General features: G+C 66.9%; 16 protein-coding genes. 5 read left to right on the plus strand and 11 right to left on the minus strand.

Annotated features, from left to right (window positions below):
* Positions 1–22: 22 nt before the first annotated feature.
* Positions 23–2,782, plus strand: a complete 2,760-nt coding sequence (locus ACT6SE_RS09860; RefSeq protein WP_014647072.1) for a bifunctional diguanylate cyclase/phosphodiesterase — start codon at positions 23–25, stop codon at positions 2,780–2,782.
* A 124-nt stretch (positions 2,783–2,906) separates the two neighbouring features.
* Here ACT6SE_RS09860 and ACT6SE_RS09865 read toward each other — a convergent pair whose 3' ends face one another.
* The 7 genes from ACT6SE_RS09865 to ACT6SE_RS09895 form a co-directional block, all read right to left on the minus strand.
* Positions 2,907–3,413 carry a hypothetical protein gene (locus tag ACT6SE_RS09865; RefSeq protein WP_032961898.1) on the minus strand — a complete coding sequence of 169 codons (507 nt, stop codon included), beginning with the start codon at positions 3,411–3,413 and terminating at the stop codon, positions 2,907–2,909.
* Positions 3,414–3,480: 67 nt separating this feature from the next.
* Positions 3,481–3,696 carry a hypothetical protein gene (locus ACT6SE_RS09870; RefSeq protein ID WP_014647074.1) on the minus strand — a complete coding sequence of 72 codons (216 nt, stop codon included), beginning with the start codon at positions 3,694–3,696 and terminating at the stop codon, positions 3,481–3,483.
* 98 nt (positions 3,697–3,794) lie between these two features.
* On the minus strand, positions 3,795–4,985 hold the full coding sequence (locus tag ACT6SE_RS09875) for a methyl-accepting chemotaxis protein (protein WP_005416472.1): 1,191 nt from the start codon (positions 4,983–4,985) through the stop codon (positions 3,795–3,797).
* A gap of 218 nt (positions 4,986–5,203) precedes the next feature.
* Positions 5,204–5,818, minus strand: a complete 615-nt coding sequence (hflD, locus tag ACT6SE_RS09880; protein ID WP_032961893.1) for a high frequency lysogenization protein HflD — start codon at positions 5,816–5,818, stop codon at positions 5,204–5,206.
* Positions 5,815–6,957, minus strand: coding sequence for a tRNA 2-thiouridine(34) synthase MnmA (gene mnmA / locus ACT6SE_RS09885; RefSeq protein ID WP_046430472.1), 1,143 nt, complete (start codon positions 6,955–6,957; stop codon positions 5,815–5,817). Before mnmA ends, hflD begins: the two co-directional genes overlap by 4 nt.
* Entirely contained in the window at positions 6,954–7,415 is a 462-nt protein-coding gene (locus ACT6SE_RS09890; protein WP_014647078.1) for an NUDIX hydrolase, read from the minus strand. Before ACT6SE_RS09890 ends, mnmA begins: the two co-directional genes overlap by 4 nt.
* Before the next feature lies 1 nt (position 7,416).
* Positions 7,417–7,890, minus strand: a complete 474-nt coding sequence (locus ACT6SE_RS09895) for a hypothetical protein (RefSeq protein WP_444811149.1) — start codon at positions 7,888–7,890, stop codon at positions 7,417–7,419.
* 112 nt (positions 7,891–8,002) lie between these two features.
* On the opposite strand from ACT6SE_RS09895, the gene clpS reads away from it, so the two are divergent.
* Complete coding sequence (clpS, locus tag ACT6SE_RS09900) at positions 8,003–8,329, plus strand: ATP-dependent Clp protease adapter ClpS (RefSeq protein ID WP_005416477.1); 327 nt, start codon at positions 8,003–8,005, stop codon at positions 8,327–8,329.
* Positions 8,330–8,490: 161 nt separating this feature from the next.
* On the opposite strand, the gene ACT6SE_RS09905 is transcribed toward clpS, so the two are convergent.
* Positions 8,491–9,303, minus strand: a complete 813-nt coding sequence (locus ACT6SE_RS09905) for an APH(6) family putative aminoglycoside O-phosphotransferase (RefSeq protein ID WP_046430475.1) — start codon at positions 9,301–9,303, stop codon at positions 8,491–8,493.
* A 138-nt stretch (positions 9,304–9,441) separates the two neighbouring features.
* Between ACT6SE_RS09905 and clpA the strand changes: the two genes are divergently transcribed.
* Positions 9,442–11,727, plus strand: a complete 2,286-nt coding sequence (gene clpA, locus ACT6SE_RS09910; RefSeq protein WP_032961881.1) for an ATP-dependent Clp protease ATP-binding subunit ClpA — start codon at positions 9,442–9,444, stop codon at positions 11,725–11,727.
* A 72-nt stretch (positions 11,728–11,799) separates the two neighbouring features.
* On the opposite strand, the gene ACT6SE_RS09915 is transcribed toward clpA, so the two are convergent.
* Positions 11,800–12,174: a hypothetical protein gene (locus tag ACT6SE_RS09915; RefSeq protein ID WP_141098667.1), complete on the minus strand. Its 375-nt coding sequence runs from the start codon at positions 12,172–12,174 to the stop codon at positions 11,800–11,802.
* Between ACT6SE_RS09915 and ACT6SE_RS09920 the strand changes: the two genes are divergently transcribed.
* The gene (locus ACT6SE_RS09920; RefSeq protein ID WP_153643327.1) at positions 12,167–12,328 is read left to right on the plus strand and encodes a hypothetical protein; all 162 of its coding nucleotides are present in this window, start codon (positions 12,167–12,169) and stop codon (positions 12,326–12,328) included. The two genes, ACT6SE_RS09915 and ACT6SE_RS09920, sit on opposite strands and share 8 nt — an antisense overlap.
* Positions 12,329–12,383: 55 nt before the next feature.
* Here ACT6SE_RS09920 and infA read toward each other — a convergent pair whose 3' ends face one another.
* Positions 12,384–12,602 (minus strand): translation initiation factor IF-1, encoded by a 219-nt coding sequence (gene infA, locus ACT6SE_RS09925; RefSeq protein ID WP_005409596.1) that lies wholly within the window; start codon positions 12,600–12,602, stop codon positions 12,384–12,386.
* 86 nt (positions 12,603–12,688) lie between these two features.
* Positions 12,689–13,429, minus strand: a complete 741-nt coding sequence (gene aat, locus ACT6SE_RS09930) for a leucyl/phenylalanyl-tRNA--protein transferase (protein ID WP_014647084.1) — start codon at positions 13,427–13,429, stop codon at positions 12,689–12,691.
* Positions 13,430–13,627: 198 nt separating this feature from the next.
* Between aat and ACT6SE_RS09935 the strand changes: the two genes are divergently transcribed.
* Complete coding sequence (locus ACT6SE_RS09935; RefSeq protein ID WP_235319606.1) at positions 13,628–14,887, plus strand: hypothetical protein; 1,260 nt, start codon at positions 13,628–13,630, stop codon at positions 14,885–14,887.
* The last annotated feature ends 15 nt before the right edge of the window (positions 14,888–14,902 follow it).

Consider the following 14,902-nt stretch of genomic DNA (forward strand, 5'->3'; position numbering starts at 1 on the left):
GTGTCATCCGGAGCAAGATCGCGTGGACCAAGGGATCATCGCCAGCCTGCTGCAGCACCCGCTTGCGTCGGCGCTGGTCATCGTCGACCGTGCCGGGCGCCCGCTGGCGGCCAATCCGGCCGCGCGCGAGCATGGCCTGCCGGCCACCGTGGCGGCCTATGCGCCGATGCTGGAAGATCTGCGCCTGATGGCCGCCGATGGTGGCATCGTTGCCTGCACGCTGCCGGGCGGCCCGCGGGGGCACTACGACGGTCACCTGCGTGCGGTGCACGACGGTGCCGGCAACCTGCTGGCGTTCACCCTGAGCATTCCCGAGCCGGTGCCGGTCGATGCGGGCGGGCGCTGGGAGCTGGCACTGGACAGCGCCGGCCACAGCCTGTGGGACTGGGACATCCCCAGTGACCGGGTGGCGCGCACGCCGGCGCTGGGCGACGAGACCGCCACTGAATTGCTGTCTCGCGTGCACGGCGAGGACATCGCCCAGGTGCGCGCCGCGCTCGACGAGCACCTGCGCGGGCACAGCGAGCAGTACAGCGCACAGTTCCGTTTCCGCCAGGCCGATGGCCAGTGGCGTTGGGTGCTCGATCGCGGCCGCGTGGTCGCTCGCACCGCCGATGGCCAGCCCCTGCGCATGGTCGGCACGCATACCGATATCGAGCAGCAGAAGCAGCTCGAATCGCTGCTGCAGGAACAGCAGCTGCACCTGAGCGAGGCCCAGCGCATCGCCAGCATGGGCAGCTGGTCGTTTGATCCCAACAGCGGGCATTTCTGGTGGTCGCCGGAACTGCGTTCGCTGCTGGCCCTGGAGCAGGGCGCCGTTCCGGGCCAGCGGCGTTGGCTGAAGCAGCTGCATCCACGCTCCCGCGGCGCGCTGCGCGCGGCATGGCGGCGGTTGTGGCGCGATGGCCGCGCTGCCAACCTCGAGCTGGAGCTGACCCGCGGCCATGAGCCTTCGCAGCACCTGCGGCTATGGATGCAGCCGCTGCTGGACATGGACGGGCAACCCAAGCGCCTGCTCGGCCAGGTACAGAACATCACCGAACAGCACCAGACCGATGCGTTGATCCGCTGGCGCACCGAACTGCTGAACCGGGTCTCCGCGCTGGGCCGCATCGGCGGCTGCGAGATCGAAGTGCAGACCCGCAGCATGCAATGGACCGAGGAGTGCTACCGCATCCATGGCCTGCGCAAGGAACCGATCACCCTCGACCAGGCGCTGGCGCTGTACACGGAGGACTCGCGCAACGCGTTCGAGGCGGCGCTCGCCCGTATCGCCAACGGCGGCCTGCCCGAGCAGCTGGACCTGTGCTTCTACCGCCAGTCCGGCCTGCGCGTCTGGGTGCAGGTGCTGATCGAACTGGACCGCCGTGACGGCCTGCCGCCGCGGTTCGTTGTCCTGTTCCGTGACATCACCCGCGAGCGCGAAGCCAACGAGCGCATCGAACTGCTGGCCCACTACGACCTGCTGACCGGCCTGCCCAACCGCGTACTGCTCGGCGAACAGACCGCCGAAGCCATCGAGGAAGCACGCGACCGCGGTTCCTCGCTGGCCATGCTGTTCATCGACCTGGACGGCTTCAAGACCATCAACGACAGCTTCGGCCACGCCACCGGCGATGCGCTGCTGAAGGCCGCAGCCACCCGCCTGCACCAGAACCTGCGCAACAACGACCTGTTCGGCCGCTTCAGTGGCGATGAGTTCATCGTGGTGCTGCGCGACCTGGCCGAGCCGGAAGATGCCGGTCATGTCGCCCGCAAGCTGATTGCCTCGCTGGCTGAGCCGCTGCGCCGTGGCGAGACCACGTTGAAAGTCGGCGCCAGCGTCGGCATCGCGATGCTGGGCGATGCGCAGACCGATTTCGACTCACTGCTGCGCGCGGCCGACGCCGCGATGTATGCGGCCAAGGAAGCCGGGCGCAACACCTACCAGTACTACAGCCAGGACGCCCTGGCCCGCATCCAGCGCCGGCTGGACGTCGAGCATGCCCTGCATGGGGCGATCGAGCGCGACGAGTTCAGCCTGGCCTACCAGCCGCTGCTGCACGCCCACCACGGCGAGCCACCGGCGATCGAGGCACTGTTGCGCTGGCACCGCCCCGGCATCGGCTACTGCAGCCCGGCCGAGTTCATTCCCATTGCCGAAAAGTGCGGCGAGATCGTGCGCATCGGCGACTGGGTGCTGAACGAGGCCTGCCGCCAGGCGACCGCCTGGGACCGTGCCGGACTGCACTTTGATCGCATCGCGGTCAACGTGTCGGCGGTGCAGCTGCGTGATCGCGGCTTCGCCGAGCGCGTGATCGAGATCTGCCATGCCCATGGCTGGCCGCCGCAACGGCTGGAACTGGAGCTGACCGAGTCGGCGCTGATCCGTGATACCGACATCCTGCGCCATTGCTTCGACGTGCTGGAACGGCATGGCGTGCCGCTGGCGGTGGATGACTTCGGCACCGGCTTCTCCAACCTCAATTACCTCAATCGCTTCCCGGTGGGGCGCCTGAAGATCGACCGCAGTTTCGTGCAGGGCATGCTGCATGATTCGGGCACGGCCGAAGTCACCCAGGCCATCGTCCACCTGGGCCACGCGCTGGGCATGAAGGTGGTGGCCGAAGGCGTGGAAACCCACCAGGAAGAGGACATGCTGCGCCGCCAGGGCTGCGACGAGATCCAGGGCTACCTGTACTCGCGCCCGCTCAGCCCGCGTGATCTGGCGCAGTGGCTGCGCCAGCAGCGCCCGGCGCCGATGCGCACCGACGCCAGCGGCGAAGCGGTGCTGGTGCGCTGAGGGTCTGCGCTGGCGGATGCCGGCGCGGTGTGGCCTGACTCTGGTGCGCCCAGCTCTGGTGGGTGCCGACCGTTGGCCGGCACGGATGCCCTGGCGCTCGCGATCATCCACGCATGGCGTGGAACTACCTGGGAAACTCCGCCTTCAACTGCATGCGCAGGGCCTCGACGATGGCCGCATAGCGCCGCTTCTGGACCAGATAGCTGGCCAGGAACAGCGGCAGCACCAGCAGCATCGGTGCCACCATCGGGCGCATCGCCACCAGTGGCAACAGCAGCAGCGACAGGATTGCCACGAACCAGCTGCACAGGCCGATCACCCGCACCTCGTGCCGTCGCGCGTTGAGAACGATGCGTCCACGCATCACCGGGAAGTAGCGCAGGCCGAAGCTCGGTGCGAAGCTCTCGCGGAACGCCATGCTGCCATCGGGCAGCGCATGGAAGGCCAGTTGCAGCCATCTGTCCTGCGGCAGGTCACGTTCCAGGCTGCCCAGCGAGAGCCGGGCCTGCATGGCCGGTGACGCCGCGATGCGTTCGTTGAACAGGGTGATGCCCCAGCTGAAATAGCCGGCCACCCAGGCCATCAGAAGGACGGCTTCGATGAGGAGCACTGCGATGAGGGCGATGGCCATCGGTCTTCCATGAACGGGACCGGTGGATCATGCCATGCGGGACGGCCCATCCACGCAGGACGTGGATCTACTTCAGGGCTTCGCCATCCAGGCCCAGGTCCCATGCCAGGCCCAGCAGTTCATCGTCGGCTCGGGAGGGGGTGGGGCGCGCATCGGCCAGCTGCTGCAGTTCGAGCAGTTCCTCGCGGGCCACGTCTTCCAGCCGCTGCAGCTGCTCACGCACGCTCGCATTGCGCGGGCGCTCGGTGTCGGTGAGGGCGGGCAGGGCGCGGATCAGGGTCATGGTGCGCGTACAGGATGCATCCAATGGCGGGTTACAGGCAAAGGCCCCGGGCGAACCGGGGCCTTGCGGGCTGCCGGCGAGGGCAGCGGACATCAGGATCAGAACAGCTCGACGGTGCCGGCGCCCATGCTCTGCTGGGCAACCGGCTTGTGCGGCGGGCGTTCCCATTCGCTGCGCAGCTCGCGCAGGCGGTTGCCGGTGCGCTGCAGCGCGGTGGCAATCTCTTCGTCGAACACGCCGCCATTGCGGTGCAGCAGTTCCTGCAGGGCCACCGCTTCGCGGTTGATCGCGGTCAGGCGGTCCAGGTGGGTGTGCACGCCGCCCAGCGCCTGGGTGGCGATGTCTTCGAACTGCAGGGCACGCACGGCTTCGGCCACGCTGCCATCGATCGCACGGGCGCACTCGGACACTTCGCGCATGCCGTCGCCGAGCGAGGCGTTGATCTGCGCGACGTTGTCGAGCATCGCTGCTGCTTCCTGGCGGGCTTCGCGGGAGCGGTCCATGTCGCGCGAGGCCATGTGCGAAACCGTCTCGCGCACCTTGGCGATGGCGTCCTTGGAGCTGTGCGCCAGCTTGCGGATCTGCTCGTTGAAGGTGGTCGAGCGCTCGGACAGGTTGCGCACTTCGTCGGCGACCACGGCGAAGCCACGACCGGCTTCACCGGCACGCGCCGCTTCGATGGCCGCATTCAGCGCCAGCAGGTTGGTCTGGTCGGCGATCGACTTGACGTCTTCCAGCAGCGCGAAGATGCCATCCAGGTGCTGCGCCATCTGGTCGATGTGCTGCACGGTGGTGCTGCTCTGGCCGCTCACCTGTTCCAGCGCTTCCACCAGCTGTTCCATGCGATGGCTGGCGTGCTGGGCGAAACGGGCGACGTCGAGGCCGGCATTGCCTTCATCACCGGCGCGATCGACGATGCGCGACAGGGCCTGGCTCTGCTGGCGCGACTTGCGGTTCATGGCATCGAAGCTGCCGCCCAGGCTGGAGACGGCCTGGCGGATCAGGTCACGGGCGCGTTCCACTTCGCCACGCGAACCGTCGATCTCGTTGCCGACGAAGTTGCGCAGCTCGGTCAGCAGCTGGTCCTGTTCGCGCAGGACACGGGCGTGCTCGGGGGAACGATGTGCCTGGGCGCGGGTGGTCCACCACGCAAAGCCGAGCCAGCTCAGCGTCATCGTGGTCAGGATCGCCCAGCGCAGGGCGGCCGGCCATTCGAAACCGATGGCGAAGGGGAGCAGCAGGGTCAGAGCCAGGGGGGCGGCCAGACGGATGAAAATGCGTGAGTACATGGACGTTCTCGGGAGGTGCACGGAGGATGTATCGGCCGTACCCCCTTTCTCTTTAACGTCGATGTGCCTCGAAGTGCATTCTGAATGCGCCGGTTTTCCGGCGCCTTGGCGGCCTCGGGGTCAGAGCCCTTTCCGTGCCGGAAAGGGATCCGACCCCTTGGGCAGGCGCAACGGGGTCGGATCCCTTTTCCATGGAAAAGGGCTCTGACCCCACACCCTCAGGCCAGCAGGCGGTCCACGGCCTCGATCATCGCCTTGCGGCTGAACAGGAAGTCCCAGTAGCTGCCGCCCAGCTGGCGCCACAACACCGCCGAACGCACCGCGGCCAGCAGCAGGGCACGGATCTCCGCCACCACGCCGGCCTGGCCCAGGTAGTGCGGGTTGCCCTGCACCATCACCCGCGGTTTCAGGTGGCTGATGGTGTCGGCATACAGGCCGCCGAGGTTGGCCAGTACGTCCGGGTGGCCACTGTCGCCCAGTTCGGTGGCCTGGCGCTGGGCGCGCTCGATGCCCGAGGCGACCTTGTTCACGGTCGCCCCATCCTGCACGAAGCGGCGCTCCAGCTGCAGCACCGACAGGGCCAGCTTGGGCAGGATCGGGTCCTGGCCCTGGCTGCGGAAGTAGTTGTGCAGCAGGCGCAGGCCGGACTTCAGTGCATGACGGTCACCGAACACCGCCTGCGGCGAGGACGCATCGACGCGGAACACGCTGTCCACGGCGGTGCGCACGGCGGCGGCGTCGGAATGGCCGGTATCGGCGATGCGGCGCACCTGCTGCAGGGCCTGGGCAATGCCGGCCAAGGCCAGGACGCGGTCGTCGACAGTGAAACTCATGCAGCGATTACCTCAAAAGGGGAGGGGGTGGTGCGCAGGCGTTGTTCCAGCGGCGCATCGGTGGCGGCGATCACCGCGCCGCCCAGGCACACAGCACCGTCATACAGCACCAGCGATTGACCGGGGGTAACGGCACGCTGCGGGCGCGCAAAGGTGACCAGCACGCTGCCATCGTCCAGCACCTGGACCGTACACGGCTCGTCGGGCTGGCGGTAGCGGGTCTGGGCGGTGCATTCGAAGCGCCGTGCCGGCGGTGAGCCGGCGATCCAGTGCGCGGTTTCCGAACGCAGGCGGTCGGACAGCATCCACTTGCTGTCGCGGTCCTGGTCCACGTACAGCACGTTGCTGGCCACATCCTTGCCAACCACGTACCACGGCGCGGCCGGGCGGCCACGCACGCCGCCGATGTTCAGACCCTCGCGCTGGCCCAGGGTGAAATAGAACACGCCCGGGTGTTCGGCAATCACGCTGCCGTCGGCCGGGTCGAGGATCTGGCCGGGCTTGGCCGGCAGGTAGCGGCCGAGGAATTCGCGGAAGTCGCGCTCGCCGATGAAACAGATGCCGGTGGAGTCCTTCTTGGCGTGGGTCGGCAGGCCGACGTCGCGCGCGATCCGGCGCAGGTCGCTCTTTTCCAGGTCGCCGATCGGGAACAGGGTGGCTGCCAGCTGTTCCTGGCCCAGTTGATGCAGGAAGTAGCTCTGGTCCTTGGATCGATCGGCGCCGCGCAGCAGCAGCCACTGGTGGCCGCGCTGGGCCACCCGTGCGTAATGGCCGGTGGCGATGCGCTCGGCGCCCAGCTCGCGGGCGGCGTCCAGGAAATGCTTGAACTTCACTTCACGGTTGCACAGCACGTCCGGGTTCGGGGTGCGGCCGGCCGCGTACTCGGCCAGGAAGTGCTCGAACACGCCCTGCCAGTACTCGCTGGAGAAGTCCCGGAAGTGGAACGGGATGCCCAGCAGGCCGCACACGGCCACCGCGTCGCGACGGTCATCCTCGGCACGGCAATCACCGCTGCCATCGTCGGCCCAGTTCTGCATGAACAGGCCGGCCACGGCCTCGCCCTGCTGTACCAGGCGCCAGGCGGCGACCGAGGAATCGACGCCGCCGGAGACGCCCACCATCACACGCGGAGTGCTCATGCGACCTCCCGGACCAGCGAAAGCGGGTGGCGCTGGCCACCCAGGTAATCCGCCACCACCTGCCACACCAGCGGGCTGCGCTGGCGCTCGCCGGCGGCCTGCAGCTCGGCCGGGGTCAGCCACAGCGCGCGGTCGATGCCGGTGTCCAGCGGCTGCGCCGGATCGTGCGAAACCGGGCGCGCCGCGTAGCAGAAGCGCAGGAAGGCCGTGCCGTCGCCGGCAGTCCACTGGTAGCAGCCAATGAAGTGGGTCAGCTGCACCGTCCAGCCGGTTTCCTCGCGGGTCTCGCGCAGGGCGGCCTCGGCCAGGCTTTCGCCCGGCTCGAGGTGGCCGGCCGGCTGGTTCAGCACCTGGCGGCCGTCAATGGTCTCCTCGACCAGCAGCACGCGGCCGCCGTCGATCACCACGGTGGCAACGGTGGCGTGCGGTGCCCAGCGCGGGTCCGGCGTGGCGTTCAACTCAGAACTCGTCCTTCTTGGTCAGTTCCAGCTCCATCGCGTCGGCGGTGCGGATGGCCGCATCGATGGCGTCGCTGAGCTGGTCGGCGGTGGCATCGGCGTCGATCTTCACCACGAACATGGCGGTGGTGTCCTGCTTTACCCAGCCGCCCATCTTGGCGTCCTGCGAATCTTCCAGTAGGCGGTTGGCCACGGCCACCGGGAACTGCTTGGTCTTGGCGCTGTAGGCCGGCGACCAGATCTCGCGGATGTTGTGGCTGCCGAAGTCTTCCACCGCCGAGCGCACGTAGACCATCTGGGTGCGGTCGCCCTCGACGTCGAAGACCATGCGGTAGTCGCCATCCTCGTCGACTTCGCAGGTATAGCCCAGCTTGTCCAGGTGGCGGGCCACGGACTTGTCGGCGCTGGTCGCCGCGGCGGCAGAACCGGCAGCAGCCAGGGTGATCAGCAGGGCGGGCAGAAGGGTCCTTTTCATGAAGATCCTGTGAAGCAACGTTGAAAGAAGGTGCAATTGTGACGGGGGGCGTGCGTGCCGTCCAATCCGCGGCGGGCCGACGCAGGCGCGGTGCAACCTCTATAATGGATGGATGCCCCATGAGTCCTCCCCCGATTCCCAGCACGAGCACGGCGTTGCCGTGGAGCCCGCGCGCCCGGAAGTGGCGCCGCCGCCGTTCTACCAGGTGATGCTGCTCAACGACGACTACACCCCGATGGATTTCGTGGTGGATGTGCTGCAGCAGTTCTTCAGCATGGACCTGGACAAGGCCACGCAGGTGATGCTGCACGTCCATACCCGCGGCCGCGGCGTGTGCGGGGTGTTCACCCGCGAAGTGGCCGAGACCAAGGTTGCCCAGGTCAACGAGTACTCGCGGATGAACCAGCACCCGCTGCTGTGCACGATGGAAAAGGCCTGACCGGCTGCCGATCCTCGTCCGGGTACATCGACTCCGGACACGGCGTGCCCACCAAGGTGGGCACCTACCAAGGCAGAAACCTGTAGAGCCGAGCCCATGCTCGGCTGCTTTTCGTCCCGGCGCAATGATCCCGGATGGAGTGCGCCCACCACGCGCGGAGGTCACGCCTCCGCCAACCCCTCCAGCGCCATCCGCGCCACCGTCTCGTCGACGTCGGCGGGGTCGCCGTCATCCCTGAACCACACCGCCGACAGCGCAGTGCTGGCCGCGATCCAGCGCAGCAGGCGCGCCCGTTCCAGCCCAGCCAGCGCGCTGACCTGTTCCAGCCGGGCGGCAAACCGCTCGGGCCGGGTGGCCACATGGATGCCCGGGCCACAGAGGTCCGGGTTGCTGAACATTGTCGTGTAGTCGAACGCGCGGTCGCCCAGCAGCCGCTTCGGGTCGATCGCCAGCCAGCCACGCGCGCCGAAATCCAGCACGTTGTCGTGGTGCAGGTCGCCGTGCAGCGGCCGGATCTCGCGTTCTTCCTGCAACACTCGCTCCGCCAGTGATCTGCACTGTTCCAGCAGTGGCGGCAGCGCGGCCCTTGGCTGCAGCAGGTCGGCGAACCATGTACGCAGGCAGACCAGTTCCGCTGGCGGCGCGCTCCGTGGCCGGTGCAGCTGCCGCAGGACCTGGCACAGGATCGTGGTACACGCATCATCGTCGCCCTCGATCGAACGTTGCCGCAGCGAATCGCCGCCGGCACGCTCGATCAGGATCGCCGGCCCCTCGTGGGCCAGCAGGCGGGCGGCACCATCGCCGTCCCACCAGCGCAGCAGGCGATGGCCGTTCTGCTCCTCGGTTTCGCTGCTGACCTTCAGCATCGCCGGTTCGCCGTCGGCGGTCAGCACCGGCCAGAGCTGGGCGTGGGGCGTCTCGATGGCCGCGCCATCACGCCGCAATCGCCAGCGGCTCAGGTAGGGTTCGCTCATGCTGGGTGGGCTGTCCTGGAGTGAATGAAGATCAAGCGATCTGCACTGCTAACGCCATCTGAACGCAGCAATCCGCTAGGGTGATGGAAATCGCGTAGTCAGGCCGCATATTGTCCCCATCTGCCGCCGGAGTAATCCATGTTCAGCAAAGACCTCGAACACACCATCGGCCAGTGCTACAAGCGCGCCCGTGAGGCCCGGCATGAATTCATGACGGTCGAACACCTGCTGTTGGCACTGCTCGACAATCCGTCTGCCCAGGCCGTACTGAAGGCCTGTGGTGCCGACGCCGAACGCCTGCGCCAGGAGCTGGAGCAGGCCATCGAGGCTTCCGTGTCCCGCCTGGCCGAAGATGACGGCCGTGATACCCAGCCGACCCTGGGCTTCCAGCGCGTGCTGCAGCGGGCCGTGTACCACGTGCAGTCCTCGGGCAAGAAGGAGGTCACCGGCGCCAACGTGCTGGTCGCCATCTTCGGCGAAAAGGACTCCCATGCCGTCTATTACCTCAACCAGCAGGACGTGACCCGGCTGGACGTGGTCAATTACCTGTCCCACGGCATCGCCAAGCTGGGCGAGGAAGGAGAGCAGCCGTCCTCCTCCTCCGAGGGCGAAGGCCGCATCGAAGGCGGGGAGGGCGAGCCGAAGGGTGATGCCCTGACCGAGTTCGCCAGCAACCTCAACGAACAGGCGCGGTCCGGCCGCATCGATCCGCTGGTCGGCCGTGCCGACGAGATCGAGCGCACCATCCAGGTCCTGTGCCGCCGCCGCAAGAACAACCCGCTGTACGTGGGCGAGGCCGGCGTGGGCAAGACCGCGATTGCCGAGGGCCTGGCCCGCCGCATCGTCGAGGGCTCGGTGCCCGACGTGCTGGCCGACGCGGTGATCTACTCGCTCGACCTGGGCGCGCTGGTGGCCGGCACCAAGTACCGCGGCGACTTCGAGAAGCGCCTGAAGAGCGTGCTGACCGCACTGAAGAAGGTCCCCAATGCGGTGCTGTTCATCGACGAGATCCATACCATCATCGGTGCCGGTTCGGCCTCGGGTGGCACCATGGATGCGTCCAACCTGATCAAGCCGGCGCTGGCCTCCGGCGAGCTGCGCTGCATCGGCTCGACCACCTTCCAGGAGTACCGCGGCATCTTCGAGAAGGACCGGGCGCTGGCCCGCCGCTTCCAGAAGATCGACATCGTCGAGCCGACCGTGGGCGAGACCTACGAGATCCTGCAGGGCCTGAAGTCCAAGTACGAGCTGCACCACGGCGTGACCTATTCGGACGAAGCGCTGCAGGCGGCGGTGGATCTGTCGGTGAAGCACATCGGCGACCGCCTGCTGCCGGACAAGGCCATCGACGTGATCGACGAGGCCGGTGCCCGCCAGCGGCTGCTGCCGGAAGGCCAGCGCAAGGAGCTGATCGACGTCGAGGAAGTGGAGGCGATCGTGGCCAAGATGGCGCGCATCCCGACCAAGCAGGTCAGTGCCACCGACAAGGATGTGCTGCAGCACCTGGAGCGCAACCTGAAGATGGTGATCTTCGGCCAGGACCCGGCCATCGAGACGCTGTCCTCGGCGATCAAGCTGGCCCGCTCGGGCCTGGGCAATCCGGAAAAGCCGATCGGCAACTTCCTGTTCGCCGGCCCGACCGGTGTCGGCAAGACCGAGGTGACCAAGCAGCTGGCGCTGCAGCTGGGCATCGAGCTGGTCCGCTTCGACATGTCCGAGTACATGGAGCCGCATTCGATCAGCCGCCTGATCGGTGCCCCTCCGGGCTATGTCGGCTTCGACCAGGGCGGCCTGCTGACCGAAAAGATCGTCAAGACGCCGCACTGCGTGCTGCTGCTGGACGAAATCGAAAAGGCGCACCCGGACATCTTCAACATCCTGTTGCAGGTGATGGACCGCGGCGTGCTGACCGATACCAACGGGCGTGAGGCCAACTTCAAGAACGTGGTGCTGGTGATGACCACCAATGCCGGCGCGGCGCAGGCCTCGCGGCGCTCGATCGGCTTCACCAAGCAGGACCATGCCACCGACGCGATGGAGACCATCCGCCGCAGCTTCACCCCGGAATTCCGCAACCGACTCGATGCGGTGGTGCAGTTCCAGGCGTTGGGCTTCGAGCACATCCTGCGCGTGGTCGACAAGTTCCTGATCGAGCTGGAGATGCTGCTGCAGGACAAGCACGTCAGCCTGTCGGCCACGCCGACCGCGCGCGACTGGCTGGCCCACCACGGCTTCGACCCGCTGATGGGTGCGCGCCCGATGGCCCGCGTGATCCAGGACAAGATCAAGCGTCCTCTGGCCGACGAGCTGCTGTTCGGCAAACTGGTCAACGGCGGCAAGGTGAACATCGATGTCCGCGACGACGAGCTGGTCGTCGAGACCCAGGCCGAGCCGGAGCGCCTGCTGCCGGTCACCGTGGAGTGAGCTGACGCCGGGCCTGGCCCGGCGGACCTGAAATGACAAGGGCGGCTTCGGCCGCCCTTGTCATATGCGCCATCAACGGCCGCGCTGGCGGGCCTTCTTCTGGAAGGTGGCTTCGTCGATCGGTTCGATCTGCGCCACCCGGCAGTGGTCGGCATCGGTGCGCAGCTGGCTGCGGCCGGCGCTGCACAGCAGGCCCTGCTGGCCTTCGGTGATGAAGCTCAGTTTCCGCGAGTAGCCGGCAGTGGAGCAGTCGTTCTGGAAGTGCACGACATAGTGGTCCTGGCCATTGCGCAGCAGGATGTTCCGCGAAACGCCGGCGCGCACGATCTGCTGGTCGCTGCCCAGCTGGATGCAGTCACTGGCCGTGGAGGGGGGCTCGGCGGCGCGCACAGGCGATGCGCTGGCGGACGTGGCAACGGCGACGAGCAGGGCGGTCAGCGTGAGCATGTTCATGGCGGGGCAGGGGAATGGCGATCCGGACTGGATCGGGTCCCACGATGCCGCCACGGATGAAGATGCGAATCTGCCGCAAGCAGGGCTGACCGACGCCACGGTGCGTTCGGTCACGATGACCTCCGGCAGGGCCGGATTGCAGGCATGACAAAAGGCCAGCAACCAGGGCTGGCCTTGTCGAAGTGGCGCAACGCGCCGACCGCTTACTTCATGCGGTAGGTGATACGACCCTTGGTCAGGTCGTACGGGGTCATTTCAACCTTGACCCGGTCACCGGTGAGGATGCGGATGTAGTTCTTGCGCATGCGGCCGGAAATGTGGGCGATGATTTCGTGCCCATTTTCCAGGCGAACGCGGAAAGTGGTGTTCGGCAGCGTCTCGCTGACGGTGCCCTCGAACTCGATGGAATCGTCTTTCGACATGTAGTCCTGTGCGGTTCAGAAAACGGCCACGCTGGGCCTAAGGCGCAGTATTTTACGCGTGACCGGCCCAGCTTGCAAAGTTTGTGTTAACCCCCGGCCAAACGCTGTGCCGGCAGGCGTCCGACCGCCTGCGTCCACGGGCCTTCACGGCCGTCATGGCGCACCGCGTGGCGGACGTGCTGCAGGAACGCCGCGCGCGGCAGGTGCTCGGCGCCCATCCGCAGCAGGTGCGGATTCTCCACCTGGGCATCGATCAGCGCCCAGCCCCAGCCGTGAAGCGTGGATGCCAGCGCGGCCAGGGCGATCTTGGAGCCGCCGCTGGCGCCACTGAACATGCTCTCGCCGAAGAACATCGTCCCGATCGCCACCCCGTAGATGCCGCCGACCAGCGTCTGCCGGTCCCAGACCTCGAAGGAGTGGGCAAAGCCGAGGTCATGCAGCTGGCTGTAGGCCTCGACCATGTCGGGGCTGATCCAGGTGCCGTCCTGGCCGGGCCGCGGTGCCGCCGCACAGGCGCGCATCACCCGGCTGAAGGCGGTGTCGGCGGTGACCTCCCATGTGCTGCCGCGCAACTGGCGGCGGAAGCGGCTGGACAGATGCACGCCATCGGTACGGAACACCATGCGCGGGTCGGGCGACCACCACAGGATCGGCTCGCCCTCGCTGAACCATGGAAAGATGCCGCCCGCATACGCGTTGAGCAGGCGCGCCGGGTGCAGGTCGCCGCCCACGGCGAGCAGGCCGTCGGGCTGGCGCAGGGCGGTCTCGGCCGGCGGGAAGGGGGCGTCCGGCGCGTCGGCCAGGCGCCAGGGCAGCTGGCGGGTCATGCCGGCATTGTATTCGTCGCGGTGACGCGTGATGTCTGCCGCCATGACTGTCCACCGACGACCGGCCCCGCATGAGCGCGTGGCTCACCTGTCGGCTTCGCTTCTTTTTGGGATTTGTTGCATTCCCCTGAACGGTAGTGCCAGTCACCCTGTGGGCTCATCTTTCAAGCGCGGACTACCGTGAGAACTACTGACACCGTGCAAGAACTGCTTGAGATGGCCGGAATGTCGGCTGGCTCAGATAAAGCCATGGTTGCGATGCTGGATCTCTATGAGGGTGATCCTGCCGCCGTCTCGACACTGCTCATCTTGGCGATGAAGGCCCCTGTGCAGAGGAGCGGGATGCTTACGGCTGCGGCTGAGTTGCTGCCGGATGACAGTGTCGCAGAGGTGTGCCGATTTGCCTGGGGCGAGTTCAAGAGCGGTAGCCGCCATTGGCTGGCGGCCAGGATCGCGGCGCAGGCGGCCTATCGTCTCCCCAGATTGCTTCATGATGACTGGGATGCCGTCCTTCGCCTGTCGGCACACGAGCCAATAGAAGGCCCGTTCTGGCGGGAGCTGCCGATTGAGGTCGGTCGGAGATGGATTCAGGAGGCAAGAGGGCCGTCGTCGTCTGATGCTGGTTTGCCGGGATTACCCCTGGAGATGAGTGGGGTCGTGGAGTTCCAGGACGCCGCGCGTGACCTATCCGGTTCACGGGATGAGCCATGGGCGGCAGTTGGAAGGGAGGGATTGTCTGGTCTTGAGCTGGGCTCGGGACGCGCGCTGCATGGAGGGCGTGGTCTCCATCTGCGTTTCAGTGCGCAGCACCAGCGCTTGCAGCTGGCAGAATCCACAAGGGTCGAGCGCCGCCTCCAGCGGCTGCATCCCACCTGGAAGGACGGGAATGCGCAGGCAACGGGGCATATGGGCGGTCGCCTGGAAGGGCGATGTGGAATATGCAACTCCCCGTTGCAGCGCTTGCTGGAACTGGAGCTGGCGTTGATCGGTCCGTGCACCCTCTCGAAGGTGACGCTCGGCATATGTCTGGACTGCCCCGACAACGGAGAGTCTGGTTGGTGCCACGGAGATCCCGTGTATTTCCGCCACGATACACAGGGCCTTCCCAGCGCCCATGAATCGCAGGTATTCGATCCGCGGGCATGTCCGGAAACGTCAACCAACCTGATCGAGGCGGAGGTCGATCTGGTCGAGCTTCCGGGTCGGTTCTGGCAGCCGCCGAGCTATGTGGGTGGCTGGCAGAACTACAGCCGGGTGGGCGGACTGCCATCCTGGATCCAGAGCGGGCTCTATCTGTCCTGTCCCGATTGTTGCCGCACGATGTTCTTTGTCATGCAGCTTGATTCCCACATTCCATTGGACGATGGCTCCCTGATGCAGTGGATGAACGGAGGCATGCTCTACACGTTCTGGTGCGACCAGTGCAGGATCAGCGGGCACTACAGCCAGTACAGCTGAACCAGTCGAGCAAGC

Origin of the sequence: Stenotrophomonas sp. LC732 (genome assembly GCF_052446685.1) — a bacterium.
Classification (GTDB): domain Bacteria; phylum Pseudomonadota; class Gammaproteobacteria; order Xanthomonadales; family Xanthomonadaceae; genus Stenotrophomonas; species Stenotrophomonas muris.

What these genes read in the sequence shown, in the direction of transcription:
- aat (WP_014647084.1), bottom strand. Translation starts at nt 13,429, where the DNA reads ATGACCCGCCAGCTGCCCTGGCGCCTGGCCGACGCGCCGGACGCCCCC.
- ACT6SE_RS09865 (WP_032961898.1), bottom strand. Translation starts at nt 3,413, where the DNA reads ATGGCCATCGCCCTCATCGCAGTGCTCCTCATCGAAGCCGTCCTTCTG.
- clpA (WP_032961881.1), top strand. Translation starts at nt 9,442, where the DNA reads ATGTTCAGCAAAGACCTCGAACACACCATCGGCCAGTGCTACAAGCGC.
- ACT6SE_RS09895 (WP_444811149.1), bottom strand. Translation starts at nt 7,890, where the DNA reads ATGAAAAGGACCCTTCTGCCCGCCCTGCTGATCACCCTGGCTGCTGCC.
- infA (WP_005409596.1), bottom strand. Translation starts at nt 12,602, where the DNA reads ATGTCGAAAGACGATTCCATCGAGTTCGAGGGCACCGTCAGCGAGACG.
- ACT6SE_RS09915 (WP_141098667.1), bottom strand. Translation starts at nt 12,174, where the DNA reads ATGCTCACGCTGACCGCCCTGCTCGTCGCCGTTGCCACGTCCGCCAGC.
- ACT6SE_RS09870 (WP_014647074.1), bottom strand. Translation starts at nt 3,696, where the DNA reads ATGACCCTGATCCGCGCCCTGCCCGCCCTCACCGACACCGAGCGCCCG.
- hflD (WP_032961893.1), bottom strand. Translation starts at nt 5,818, where the DNA reads ATGAGTTTCACTGTCGACGACCGCGTCCTGGCCTTGGCCGGCATTGCC.
- ACT6SE_RS09905 (WP_046430475.1), bottom strand. Translation starts at nt 9,303, where the DNA reads ATGAGCGAACCCTACCTGAGCCGCTGGCGATTGCGGCGTGATGGCGCG.
- ACT6SE_RS09875 (WP_005416472.1), bottom strand. Translation starts at nt 4,985, where the DNA reads ATGTACTCACGCATTTTCATCCGTCTGGCCGCCCCCCTGGCTCTGACC.
- mnmA (WP_046430472.1), bottom strand. Translation starts at nt 6,957, where the DNA reads ATGAGCACTCCGCGTGTGATGGTGGGCGTCTCCGGCGGCGTCGATTCC.
- clpS (WP_005416477.1), top strand. Translation starts at nt 8,003, where the DNA reads ATGCCCCATGAGTCCTCCCCCGATTCCCAGCACGAGCACGGCGTTGCC.